The sequence below is a fragment of the Desertivirga brevis genome (assembly GCF_017355835.1).
Genome location: NZ_JAFEWF010000001.1, coordinates 1,056,629 through 1,069,426 on the forward strand (window position 1 = coordinate 1,056,629; position 12,798 = coordinate 1,069,426).

Consider the following 12,798-nt stretch of genomic DNA (forward strand, 5'->3'; position numbering starts at 1 on the left):
TAACCAGCATCAACTTTATGCCTGATAAAAAGATAACAGTACTTTACGTAGACGACGAACCGAACAATTTATTTTCTTTTAAGGCTACGTTCAGATTAAAGTACAATATAATCACTGCAATGAGTGGTGATGAGGCTATGGAAATCCTAAAGAACACGCCTGTTGAAATTATTATAACGGACCAGCGCATGCCCAATATGACTGGGGTGGAGTTCCTGGAAAAGGTCTTGGAGATAAACCCGGAACCGATCAGACTTTTGTTAACGGGTTATGCAGATATGAATGCAGTAATTGACGCAGTAAATAAAGGAAAGATCTTCCATTACTTGACTAAGCCATGGAATGAAGAAGAACTTACTATGTCTATAGAAAGAGCTTATGAGGTTTATACCCAGCAAAAAGAGATTGTTGATATGAACAGCAAATTACTGGTATCGAACGATCAGCTTGAATTTTTGTTGAGGCAGAAATTATTAGACTAACATAATGTCTAGTTGATATAAAAAGTAAAAGGGCCGAAAGGCCCTTTTACTTTTTATCAGATTCAAAATACTTTATACCCTTCAAACTATTAGAATAATAACGGAGATAAAGTTTCTGCAGTGATAGGCTTATCCATGATATCATTCACAGTATCGTAACTACAAATCTTATCAATATCATTCTTATTCATAGACGAAGTAAGGGCAATAATCCTATATCTATCTTTGATATTTTCTGGTAGTTTCTCGAACTCTTCCACAAACACAAAGCCGCTCATTATTGGCATTAAAACATCAAGTATGATAATTGTAAGCGGATCATCAGCACTAACAGCTGACGTTTTTATAAATTCGAGTGCTTCCGTTGCTCCTAAAAAGCAATGCACATCCTCACACTTCCCTGTATATCTTATCATCTTTTCTGCTATATAGCAGTCCAGCGCACTATCATCAATAATAATAAACTTATACTTTTCCATCTAGCTGATCATTTACTTGGAATAGTTACATTGAAGGTTGCCCCTTCCCCTAGTTCCGATTTTACCTTTATCTCCCCATTAAGCTTCAACAGTGCATCCTTTACATTATAGAGGCCAAAACCAGAACCTGCTTCAGTAGTAGTAGCACGATAAAATAAGTTGAAGATCTCTCCCAAATGATTCGCAGGAATACCAATTCCATTATCTTTTACAGTGAAATAAGCCGTATTTTTAATAACTTCGGCAGTAAGCTCAACCTGTTTATCCTGATTGTCTCTTCTCTGATATTTGAAGGCATTAGACAACAAGTTATTTAGAATCAATTTCAATGAAGTTTCGTCACAGCGAAAAGCTTCATTTTGTGAGACACTCGTGCTAAAGGCGATACCGTTGGCATTACTATAAATACTATAAATATCTGTAAGGTCTTTAACCACGCTCTCTAGACTAATCTCCTTTATCTTTAGCTCACCGCGTTGAAGGTTATAGTAATCATGAACGCTTAGAATAAAGGTATCCAACTTTTTAACTGAATTCTCCATCAAGTAGAGCATCTCCTTCATATCTTCAATTGATTCAAGATGCTTCACAACCCTTATTGCTCCAAGAATACCAGAAAGTGGACCTCTTATATCATGACTAACGCTGTAAGCAAACTTGTCAAGTTCATTATAGGCAATTTGCAACTCCTGGTTTTTCATAGCCAAAAGGGAGTTGGAAATATAAAACTTATTTGCCTCTTCTATGGCAGAAATTATATCAGCATCCACCCAGGGCTTCTTCACATACCTGAATATATGCCCCCGGTTAATTGCATCTATTACTGCTTCAATATCTGTATAGCCGGTTATAAGGATCCGGATTGGGTGAGGATGCTGCTCCCTAACCTCTTCAAAAAACTCGACCCCTGTTTTATTAGGCATCCTCTGATCACAAAAGATGATTCTTGTATCGGGATGTTTGTTGAGTATTACGTAAGCTTCGTCGGTATTACTTGCCGTAAAAACACTGTAATCTAACCTAAATGATGCCTTAAAACCCACAAGATTGTTGGGCTCATCATCAATATATAGTATCTTAACTTTTTCTGGCATTATGCCTGTAATTTAATGATTTGAAGTGAAAGGAAGGTTGTCTTACAACTGTAAGTATTTGTAAAGCTAAAAATTTAATTCACTCACTTATACAAGTTTTACGAATGTATAGTTGCCTCTATTTTATGTATTACCGGTAGATCAATAATAAATTCTGTTCCCTCTCCAAGCGTTGAATTCATACTTATCTTACCATTATGTTTCTTTATGGTATTATAAGCAATCGACATACCTAAACCTGTACCCTCTCCAACCTCCTTAGTTGTAAAGAACGGTTCAAAGATCTTCCTCATTGTCTTTTCATCCATTCCTGTTCCATTATCAGTGATCTTTATGAAAACATGCTCTTCATCGTGACTGGTAATAATTTTGACCTCACCGCCTGGTGCGTCTCCAAATTTCTTGTTGATAGCATGAATTCCATTAGAAATTATATTTAAGAACACCTGATTTAATTTTCCTGGGTAACATTCAATCAGTGGTAAGTTTCCGTACTCCCTCGTTACAACTATACGATTATTCAGCAGGTTGTTAATAATGATCAAAGTGGAGTCTAATCCTTCATTAATATCCGCACGTTTTAAATCGTCTTCATCAACCCGTGAAAAGATCCGCAGACCTTTAACAATTTCAGCTGTTCGAGACGCACCTTCATGAATTCCTTTTAGTAAATGGTCGATTTCGATTTTGAGGTAGTCAAAATCCATCTCCTCTTTATATTCTTCTATCTTTCTGACTTTTTCCTCTTGGGCGGCTCCCGACAAACCAACTTCTTCTATTGTATCGATTACCTCTAAAAGCATTTTTACGTCACGTTTTAAAGGAGCTACGTTTGAGGTAACAAAGTTGATCGGGTTATTAATCTCATGTGCTATTCCCGCCGTCAACTGCCCCAGTGAAGCCATCTTTTCAGAGTCTACCAACTGACTCTGAGTTTGTTTCAAGTGCTCAAGAGTCGTATTTAATTCCTCGTTTGATTCCTTCAATTCAACAGTCCTTTCTGCTACCCTTTGCTCTAAAACAACATTTTGCTCACGGATAATTCGCTCATTTTCCTGGGCAACTTTTAATGCCTGAAGTTGAGATAATTCCTTTTCCTTTTTAAGAGTGTTAATTTTACCCGCCAAAGCAAAAGATAGGAACACTGCTTCAAAAGCAGATCCGATTTCAACCGAGTGCAATGTAAATGCATTATACGGAACAATACCATAATCCTTGGCTACAAAGACCAGAATACTAGCAAAAAAGATAGTCCAGCTGAGCAAGAAGTAACGTGCCGGTGCAAAATTCCTTCTGTAAACAACCCATGCAACGATCATGATCAAAATAGATACGAAAGCAGCGTTTACATTTACAATTTGAAAGGCAACTGGCTTATAACCAATCAAAAGCACAATTATAGATGTTATATAAACACCTATGGTAGCAAAAAGTAGCAGACTTAAACGCGGGGAATATAAGCGAGTTCTGAGAAACGAAATGGAAAACATAATGGTTCCGATTCCCGACATGGCCCCACATATAATTACCATATTTTCGGCCAACCATTTGTTCTCAGGCCAAAGAAAACGATGAGAAAAACCTAAAAGGGTAGCTTGAGTAAGCGTTACCCAAAAATTATAATGACAATATACCAGGTAGTCTCTATCACGAGTAGTAAAATATATAAAAAGATTATACAGAAGCATAACCAGCATAATTCCCAGATAGAAGCTTGTGCGACTATCCGATTCACTAATGTCTTGAAATACTTTCTTTTCTGTTGCCAGACCTATTGGCAAAAGGATTTGCTGATTACTTTTCACTTTAACGAAGCATTCAACTTGCTCATTCTTTTCCAGGTCAATATCAAAGAGGTAAAATTGGTGCTTATAGGGACGTTTGGTGAAATAATCTGAGTTGCTAATTCTAATACTATCTACCTTATTTGTTCTTACGATGTATAGATCAACAATATCTATAATGGGGTTCGAAATATTTAAGGTGACTTTATCCAGATCTGTATCATTTCTGATGAAAAATTTCACCCAGTTGTTGGCTCTGCTCACTCCCAGGTTCAGGACATCTGAACTACTTCTTTTAAAGATACCCGGGGAAGTTTTTATCTCACTAAAGGAGAGATTTTCGCTGGAGTCTTGATAGACAAAGAGATCCTTTCCAATAAAATTTTCATTGATAGCATTGCTTACGGCAATAACTTCCTGTGCCTTCCCACTGTTTGATGCTGCTAAAAGAATAAAGGCAAGCAACATCAGGAACCTTCCTCTCATACAATATTTTTTAAACATGTCTTAATTGATCCAACTTATCACTTACCACTAAAAATCTCATCAAGATCCACATAGTACCTTCCAGATACCCGATGTTCACCCAATAATATTCGACGACAAATATCTGTTGTTATAGCGCCCCCTAATACTACAGAAGATGCCAGTTGTGGCCATGTGTTAATACTCTTATTAATTTCCATCATTGATAGTCTCATCCGTTCAGATAGGGTGTCAAAATTCAGAATAGCATTAATAATTTCCATACGGTTCTCCCCTGTTACTTGTATAGTCTTGCCATTAATAAAAGACTGAAGGCGACCATGAAGTATTGGCCTTTCTGGCTCCAGATCGAAGCGTTCGACGTCAAGCATTCCCCTGTCATTGGTATCCATTACTACCGGGATCATCAGCTCCTTTGCTTTGAACCGGCTGCGCAGTTTCATTTCAATCCCATCGCATACTTCTATGTAAAGATCCAGCTTCCTGTCTGAGCCCAAAAAAGCGTCCAGGTTTTGCTCCTGAAGTCCTTCATTAAATATTTGAACCTTAATAAATGGATCGATCTCAGCAATTTCACGTGCTGCAATAATTGTTTTCTTTAGACCAAGATTATGAACGCCCGTTCTTATCCGGTTAAGATTGCTTAGTTCGGCAGTGTCGAAATCAGCCAGCCTTATCTCTCCGCACACCCTTTCCATTGCAAGCGTTAGAGCAATAGATTGTCCCACCGATAATCCGGCTACTCCTATACATTTAGTGCGAAGCAAGTTTTGCTCCTCTTTGGTAATCTTATTTCTATTCCGATTGGTCCTGACTTCTACAAATTCTTCTTCATCCAAAAGGTGTACAAGAGTTCTACTCCAGGGGTAATACACCCAGACACCGTAGTCACCTATTGGCGTACTGCCCACTTGCTGTGAAATAAGGCGCTGATAATCCTCCTCGGTAAGCTTTAAAGAGGGATTCATTATTTTTACCAGCTCCCTTAACTGCCCAATCATTTCATCATGAACACTTATGTATGGATCTGCATCACGTAAAGCGTCAAATAATGCTTTATCTGATGAATTGGAAATACGGAATATTTTTGGTAAATAAATATCTTGCATAAATAAGCCTGCTTAGTATTGCAGAGTTTAATTTTAGTGAAATGGAAAGTTCTTTTTTTCTTCCTCCGGACTGGCATTCAGATAGTTCCGGTGAGCTTCGGAAATAGTTTCGGTCAAGCTCCACTTATCCAAGTTTGGAATTTGAGTTTGATAATGAATAGTGATATTTTTCCCTCTCAGCGTTTCAACCCTCACCGTATTAAAGTTATTCCGTATACTTAAAATTGCTTGTTTATCCTCCTCTTGAGCAGTAGATAGTCCCTCTAAATCTGTAACTACCATCGTAGTAGCGATCAAATCCTCCTTAGGGTAATAGAATGTTCCATCTTTCCCCACCCTTGGTTCTAATTGCATCCCAACCCCTTCTACGGGCTTAACCGTATATGGTGCACATAAGGCAAAAAGTGACTTCAGGCCTATCTGATAGGCTACAGCTACCGCAGCCCTTATTAAAAAAATACTCCCTATGCCGTACCCCGCAATTTCCCTTGAGTTCCATAAACCGCAAAGCTCGCCCGTACCGTTTTGGGCGTAAGACCATACCAGGCCAAAGACGTTTGGGTCGAAGGCGCCAGTAGCTTGCTCTAAGGGCAGCAACTCAGTTCCTCCTGAAACATGTACCCTGGCTCCGCCATATACACGCTCACCATCTAACGACTCAACAATTAACACAAAGGCTGCAGGATTTTTTGTCCACTCGTTCTTCGAAGACGTAACTTTGGTTATTCCGATACTCGTTAAAACGTGCTCGTGTCCCTGGACGAAGAGCTGGCAAGCCTCAGGATCATCAACTGCGCGAAAGGCTCTCAATCGGACCTCCGGATTTTCCTTATTTAAAGCGTTCCCCATTAAGTAAATGATTTTTTTTCTGGTAACTAAAAATTATAACAACCTTACATATGATCATTATAATTCAATTGCTAATCCAAAGAGCTTTTACGGCAGAGACTTACAAAAAGATTTCTTATTTTAAAAAAGAGTTTTATCGTGTTATATAAATGACACTTATATATAAAAACATCCATTAACACCCTTAGGGTTAATCACCACCGGCTAATCTTACAAGCAGACAGTTTAATTTCGAAACTTTTTATATCTTAAGGATTGTCAAAAGCCGAAAACTACGGTAAGCAATCCAAGTAAAACAAACAGCAAAAAAACTTGGAACTGCTCTGTAATTTTGGGTTTATTTAAATCGGCAATACAGATGGGATCAAGGGGATTAGATGAACTCGAATAATAATAAATGACTAACACAGGATAATTATTTATATAAGATAATGGAACTTAATATCGGAATCGGCTCACGGGTTGCTCACCCTGCCTTTGGAAAGGGCGTTGTAATAAACGTTAGATCAAATGCTTACTTAATTACTTTTATAGACAGTGGTTATAAAGAGATACCTATTTCTGATGATCTTGAGGTACTGGACGATATGGTACCAGACACTGACATGGTAAGCGCCTGGGAGGTGGAGCAGACATTAAAGAAAATCTTGCAAAAGTGGTCGGATGTGTCAGAGGTAGTCCCACTTGGAGATAAATGGAAGAATGGAAAAATGGTACTACATCCCGGTAACGCCGGACTTGCACCTAAAGAGATTCCAATTGATCAATTTTTTAATAAGATTGTAATGGTAAGGGACAGGCTTAGAGTGATGGAGCAAAGAGTGAACAGCAGCGAATTAAGCAACGAAGAAAAGGTAAACCTTCAGCAATACATCACAAGGATCTATGGAAGCTTGACCACCTTCAATATCCTGTTCAAGTACAAAGAAGATCAGTTCGTTGGCGAAAAGACCTCCTGATAAAAATGGTTAAAAAGAAATATGGAAAGTAATACAATCATGTACTACTTTCCATTAAAGCTTTATTTAAACAACTAGAACACTATTAGTGCTTCCGAACGCATTTGGGCTTTGCTTGTCAGCATCTGGTTCTTCTAACCACTCAGTTCCGTCTATTCTATACTTAAATTCATGTTCAGTATTTTTCGGTAAAGTTACCTCGGCACTGAAAGAGCCGTCTTTCTTTTTATTCAGTAAAATAGAATTCTCCCAATCGCTATTCAATCCCAACACTTCTACCTTTTCTGCACTTTCTGGTTTTACTATAAATTTAACCTTGCAAAGATCCTTGGTTTTCAAATATGTTTTTTGAAGCATAATTTTTGTTACATTAATAATTTAATACCAATTCGAAGAAATAATAAATATTTTCATAGTAAAACTAGAAATAAATTTTAATTATCAAAAAAAGTATTGAAAATTTATTTACCAGTTGAACATTTTATTTTAAAGTCGACTTGCGTATAACATTGAATTTTGTGTTTTGTTTAGCAATACTCTATCTAATTGTAGATTTGATATAAAAAGAATAAGAAAAGCCAAGGTGTAAGCTTAAAAAACCCCTGCTCCAACAAAGGCTTTCTCACAAACTGCCTAAAAGGTAACAAAAAAACCCGGACAGTTGCCCGGGTTTCTATATTGTTATCGACAATTAACGTTTTGATCGCTCAACAAACTCTCTCTCTACATGCCCAACGTAAACCTGGCGAGGACGGCCGATAGGCTCTTTATTCTCACGCAATTCTTTCCACTGTGCAATCCATCCAGGTAGACGACCTAACGCAAATAAAACAGTGAACATATCTGTAGGGAATCCTAAGGCACGATAAATAATACCAGAATAAAAATCAACGTTAGGGTATAATTTACGTTCCACAAAGTAAGAGTCGTTAAGAGCAGCTTCCTCTAGTTTCTTCGCAATCTCTAGCACAGGATCGTTGATACCTAGTTTATCTAATATATCATCACAAGCCTTCTTAATAATTTTAGCTCTTGGATCGAAGTTTTTATATACCCTGTGACCAAAGCCCATAAGACGGAAGTTGTCGTTCTTATCTTTAGCTTTAGCAATCCACTTATCTGTATCCCCACCGTCTTCCTTAATTTTCTCAAGCATTTCAATTACGGCCTGGTTTGCACCTCCATGTAAAGGGCCCCATAGTGCCGAAACACCTGCAGAAATAGATGCATATAAATTAGCCTCAGAAGAACCTACAATACGAACAGTAGATGTTGAACAATTTTGCTCGTGATCAGCGTGAAGGATCAGAAGCTTGTTCATTGCATCAACAACTACAGGATCGATTTCAATTTCATGAGTAACCTGACCAAAGGTCATATTCATGAAGTTTGAGATATAGTCTAATTTGTGTTGTGGATAGATAAACGGTTCGCCAAGAGAACCTTTGTAGATCCAAGATACAATAGTTGGCATTTTAGCCAGTAACTTGATGATCGTTAGATTTATATCGTCCTTAGTTGGATGAGTATTTAGACTTTCCGGATCAAAGGCAGATAGGGAACTTACAAGGGAAACCAACTGCCCCATAGGGTGAGCCTTTGGAGGAAACCCGTCGTAAAACTTCTTATAATCTTCGTGCAGTAGTGCGTGTTTACTCAACTGTGCCTGAAAATCATCTAATTGGGCCTGAGATGGCAATTCACCGTAGATTAAAAGGTAAGCTACCTCAAGAAAAGAAGTTTTTTCAGCTAATTGCTCAATTGGATAACCTCTGTATTTTAAAATACCCTGCTCGCCGTCTAAATAAGTAATCGCACTTTTAGTACATCCGGTATTTTTATATCCGCTGTCAAGTGTGATATAACCAGTTAAATCGCGAAGCTTTGAAATATCAATTGCTTTCTCATTCTCGGTGCCGGTAATCACCGACAAGTCATACGTTTTGTCGTCTAGGGTTAAAGAGGCTTTATCTGACATATATATTGGATGTTGACGCAAAAATAATCAAATCTGCCTCTTCTGAAATTTTATTTTCAATTGAGGCTATGATTTATGAGTTACGTCATACTTTTTGATAAAAAAATTACATAAAGAGGTCTTCAATTGCTTTTTCAGCCCCCCAATGAGACTTATTTAAGGAGCTATGCGATCAAATGAAGCCATAAAACAAAGAAGCTCTGCTAAAAAAGCAGAGCTTCTAATGATTTTTTAATAAATTCTTATTTGCTCAAGTTGAAACCGTACGCGATTCTTAATGCTACCTGGCCGAGACCATTACCTTGGTTCCTGAATTCCTCGTAACGAAGACCAAGATCAAGGCCATTATTGAATCCAAGTCCGATACCAGGAGCCCAGACAAATGCTGTTTTTTGATTTTCTTTTGTTCCAAATCCAGCTCCTACTTCGCCGCTTATATAGAAGCGCTCCATTGGAAAAACTTTTAATCCTGCTTTCAATGGCACAAAGCCAGCACTTCCAGCATCCTCACCTTTAAGAGAGAAGTTAGTATAACCCAGCGATAATAATCCGGAAACATTGCTATAGAAATCTTTCTGAAGACGAAGATCTCCACCTACAGCAAAATTATATGCATCATGGGTAGGTATTCCCAAACTCAAGCCAATTCCTAAACGAGTATCCCTTGAATCGTGTCCGGCGCTTTGAGCACTAACTGTGCCATAAGAAGTAACAACAGCGATTATCGCAGCTATAAATTTAAGACTAATTGTTTTCATGTTAATATAAGTTTTGTGTGTGTGTGTGTGTGTACTTTTACCGGTTGGAACAATTAAATCTGGAAATGGTTGTCCTTTTTATTTCAAACTCTTTTCAGTTTAAGCTTTACGAATTGATACTCAGGATGAAAATTAATTTCTTTGTATCAGACTCGTTAAGTCGATCCCATAGGCTATTCGAAATGCAAACTGGCCAGTTCCTATTCCCCGCCGGCGTGATTCTTCATATCTTAAACCAAGGTCCAACCCATTATTAAAAGCCCACCCCAGTCCTGGCGACCAAAGGAAGCTGGATTCCTGTGCTTTATGCTGCTTTATAGCTGTTCCCACCTCTGCAGTCAAATACAATTTCTCTAAAGGGAAAACTTTCGTTCCTAACTTAAAAGGTACAAATCCAAAGTCGGCCAGATTATTCTTATGATCGTGTTGAAACTCGGTATAGCCCAAAGTAAGAAGCCCCGAAACACTTCTTGAGAAATCCTTTTGAGCTCTTACGTCTCCTCCATAAACTACATTGAATCCGTGTCGATTTGGAATACCAGTACTAAAACCCAAACTTACACGGATCGCACGCGAGTCTGCAGGTTGAGCACTAGCAATAGATGTGGTTAGAAGGAAAAGAGCAAAGATAGCTCTACCAATAAATTTTGTATTGATCATTTTCATAGGCATTATCAATTTTTGATGTGTTTTTGCTTTTAGAACAAAATTTTTCCAAAATAGTTCAGCCACCCTCATTCAATGTGCCATGCTGGCCTAAATCATTATTAATCATAAGGTGCATATTGGATAGAGTAGGAAATTGAGGATTTCGGGGGAAGTTTTTTCTCAAGGGCCGGTAAAACAGTATCCTGCTTTGAATAAGTTTATCTATTGTATTTCCAAATTGCTCTAAAAATCTTAATTCTATTAAGAAAGATTTAATGCATAGCCCTTTTCATTATTACTTTTTTAGTATCTTAGCTCATTATTTAAACAAGATATTTGTAACCCAATCTCGGGTTTGTCGTAGAACGAGGATATCTTAGTAACGCTTTTTAGATAGGGGAACTTGCATGAAGAAACAAATACTAATTGTTGATGATGAAGTTAGTATTCTTAAACTTCTGAATTTTGTATTATCAAAGGAATACGATTTGATAATAAAAAACAGTGGAGTTGAGGCAATTAGCTGGTTGGAACAGGGCAATGATCCTGAGCTAATTATATCAGACCTTCAAATGCCTTATTTCGATGGTAGCTCCTTTATCAGAAATTTGAAAATTAGCGGTTACTACAGAGACACCCCTGTTATTTTATTGTCAGGAGCAGATGATCTTGACGACAGGGTAAGTAAAATGTCTTTTAAGGTAGAGAGTTATATGCAAAAACCATTTAACCCTACTACATTAAAAAGAGTAATTAGTGAATTAATCGCCAGTAAGAATGATCTTGAGCTCTCCAATTAATAATCTATCGCATCAAACGGGAGTCCACGCAAAAGTGGCCTATGCTGGTTCTGAATTGAAGGAGATGATACTACCTGAGCTACTGGCTCAGTTTGAGGTGGAATACGATGGCCTTGATTTGGATAATATTGAACAATATTTGAACGATCAATCACTATTAACTCTTCCCGACATTATACTTCTGGAGGCCGACAAAAAAGAGAACTGGTTAGCCTTGATAAGCCGGATAAGGAAGAATCCCTTACTACAAGGTATCATCATCGTTGTTGTTTCTGCTTTTACTAATAAAGCATGGAAAAAAAAGGCGATGTCTTTAAAAGTTCACGATTTCTATACGTATCCGTTCCCTCTTGAGGATATATGTGAAAGACTTGGCTTTCTGGTGAAGTTTAAGCTTATTAAGCCTAAGTTGGCTGAATTGGCAGAACAAGTAGATGTGAGGTATAAAATGCCGTTGTACAAACGTACGTTTGATATTATCGTTTGCTCGGTGGCCTTATTGATACTATCTCCCCTTTTCCTCGTAATCGCTGCTTTAGTTCGCTTAGAATCTAAGGGACCAATAATTTACAAGAGCAAGCGAGTGGGAACTGGTTACAAGATCTTTGATTTCTATAAGTTCCGATCTATGAGAACAGGTGCGGACAAAGAAATAGCAACTTTATCTTCACTTAATCAATACTCAGATACAGAAACCGGAAAATCTGCTTTTGTGAAGATTAAAGATGATCCACGAATAACAAAAGTTGGACACTTTATACGTAATACAAGTATAGATGAGTTACCTCAACTTTTTAATGTGTTAAAGGGAGATATGTCTTTGGTTGGAAACAGGCCTCTTCCATTATACGAAGCAGAAATGCTTACTTCAAACGAATGGACAACACGTTTCCTAGGACCTGCCGGACTCACCGGTCTATGGCAAATCAGCAAACGCGGGAAAGAAGAAATGTCTGAGAGGGAAAGAAAGAAGCTGGATAATTATTATGCAGCTAACTATTCATTCTGGCTTGATTTAAAGATCATAATAGGAACCTTCCCTGCATTACTGCAAAAAGAAAAAGTATAAGCCAAAGCATAATTTCGATAACTTAGTTATCCTTAAAACACCAAAAGGATAGTTGTACAAGCAGCTATCCTTTTTTATTTTATTCAACTATTCTTTAAATGTGAAGGCAAAAAAAATGCCTCTTTTAGGAGGCACTTAATTCAGCTTTTACTTTTTTAGCCGCTCTATTCTTTTTTGTTTGTTTTGGTCTTTTCTTTCCAAAAGAGCCCATTGATATTTTTCCTTTTTTACTTTTTTTATCGCCTCTTCCCATAGAATGAAATGTTAAATGTTAACAGTTTCAACAACGAGCCAGGATGATTG

At 37.6% G+C, this 12,798-nt stretch carries 14 protein-coding genes; 4 read left to right on the top strand and 10 right to left on the bottom strand.

What is annotated here, in order from left to right:
- The first annotated feature begins 17 nt into the window (after window positions 1–17).
- Window positions 18–482, top strand: coding sequence for a response regulator (locus J4N25_RS04710; RefSeq protein ID WP_207420989.1), 465 nt, complete (start codon window positions 18–20; stop codon window positions 480–482).
- Window positions 483–571: 89 nt separating this feature from the next.
- Here the strand turns inward: J4N25_RS04710 and J4N25_RS04715 are convergent, their stop codons facing one another.
- From J4N25_RS04715 to J4N25_RS04735, 5 genes are all read right to left on the bottom strand, one after another.
- Complete coding sequence (locus J4N25_RS04715) at window positions 572–961, bottom strand: response regulator (RefSeq protein ID WP_207420990.1); 390 nt, start codon at window positions 959–961, stop codon at window positions 572–574.
- 8 nt (window positions 962–969) lie between these two features.
- The gene (locus J4N25_RS04720; RefSeq protein WP_207420991.1) at window positions 970–2,055 is read right to left on the bottom strand and encodes a hybrid sensor histidine kinase/response regulator; all 1,086 of its coding nucleotides are present in this window, start codon (window positions 2,053–2,055) and stop codon (window positions 970–972) included.
- Between the two features lie 98 nt (window positions 2,056–2,153).
- Window positions 2,154–4,325: a sensor histidine kinase gene (locus J4N25_RS04725; protein WP_207420992.1), complete on the bottom strand. Its 2,172-nt coding sequence runs from the start codon at window positions 4,323–4,325 to the stop codon at window positions 2,154–2,156.
- Between the two features lie 38 nt (window positions 4,326–4,363).
- Window positions 4,364–5,434, bottom strand: a complete 1,071-nt coding sequence (locus J4N25_RS04730; RefSeq protein ID WP_207420993.1) for a ThiF family adenylyltransferase — start codon at window positions 5,432–5,434, stop codon at window positions 4,364–4,366.
- A gap of 33 nt (window positions 5,435–5,467) precedes the next feature.
- Window positions 5,468–6,283 carry a hypothetical protein gene (locus J4N25_RS04735; RefSeq protein WP_207420994.1) on the bottom strand — a complete coding sequence of 272 codons (816 nt, stop codon included), beginning with the start codon at window positions 6,281–6,283 and terminating at the stop codon, window positions 5,468–5,470.
- 431 nt (window positions 6,284–6,714) lie between these two features.
- Between J4N25_RS04735 and J4N25_RS04740 the strand changes: the two genes are divergently transcribed.
- The gene (locus J4N25_RS04740) at window positions 6,715–7,242 is read left to right on the top strand and encodes a DUF8685 domain-containing protein (protein WP_207420995.1); all 528 of its coding nucleotides are present in this window, start codon (window positions 6,715–6,717) and stop codon (window positions 7,240–7,242) included.
- Between the two features lie 66 nt (window positions 7,243–7,308).
- On the opposite strand, the gene J4N25_RS04745 is transcribed toward J4N25_RS04740, so the two are convergent.
- The 4 genes from J4N25_RS04745 to J4N25_RS04760 form a co-directional block, all read right to left on the bottom strand.
- Window positions 7,309–7,599 (bottom strand): isoamylase early set domain-containing protein, encoded by a 291-nt coding sequence (locus J4N25_RS04745; protein WP_207420996.1) that lies wholly within the window; start codon window positions 7,597–7,599, stop codon window positions 7,309–7,311.
- A 334-nt stretch (window positions 7,600–7,933) separates the two neighbouring features.
- Complete coding sequence (locus J4N25_RS04750; RefSeq protein WP_207420997.1) at window positions 7,934–9,220, bottom strand: citrate synthase; 1,287 nt, start codon at window positions 9,218–9,220, stop codon at window positions 7,934–7,936.
- Between the two features lie 242 nt (window positions 9,221–9,462).
- Window positions 9,463–9,978: a hypothetical protein gene (locus tag J4N25_RS04755; RefSeq protein ID WP_207420998.1), complete on the bottom strand. Its 516-nt coding sequence runs from the start codon at window positions 9,976–9,978 to the stop codon at window positions 9,463–9,465.
- 132 nt (window positions 9,979–10,110) lie between these two features.
- Window positions 10,111–10,638 carry a hypothetical protein gene (locus J4N25_RS04760; RefSeq protein ID WP_207420999.1) on the bottom strand — a complete coding sequence of 176 codons (528 nt, stop codon included), beginning with the start codon at window positions 10,636–10,638 and terminating at the stop codon, window positions 10,111–10,113.
- Between the two features lie 395 nt (window positions 10,639–11,033).
- On the opposite strand from J4N25_RS04760, the gene J4N25_RS04765 reads away from it, so the two are divergent.
- Complete coding sequence (locus tag J4N25_RS04765; RefSeq protein ID WP_207421000.1) at window positions 11,034–11,426, top strand: response regulator; 393 nt, start codon at window positions 11,034–11,036, stop codon at window positions 11,424–11,426.
- The gene (locus J4N25_RS04770; RefSeq protein WP_207421001.1) at window positions 11,404–12,495 is read left to right on the top strand and encodes a sugar transferase; all 1,092 of its coding nucleotides are present in this window, start codon (window positions 11,404–11,406) and stop codon (window positions 12,493–12,495) included. The genes J4N25_RS04765 and J4N25_RS04770 overlap by 23 nt, the downstream gene beginning before the upstream one ends.
- Before the next feature lie 124 nt (window positions 12,496–12,619).
- On the opposite strand, the gene J4N25_RS04775 is transcribed toward J4N25_RS04770, so the two are convergent.
- Window positions 12,620–12,748, bottom strand: coding sequence for a 30S ribosomal protein THX (locus J4N25_RS04775; protein WP_207421002.1), 129 nt, complete (start codon window positions 12,746–12,748; stop codon window positions 12,620–12,622).
- Window positions 12,749–12,798: the final 50 nt, after the last annotated feature.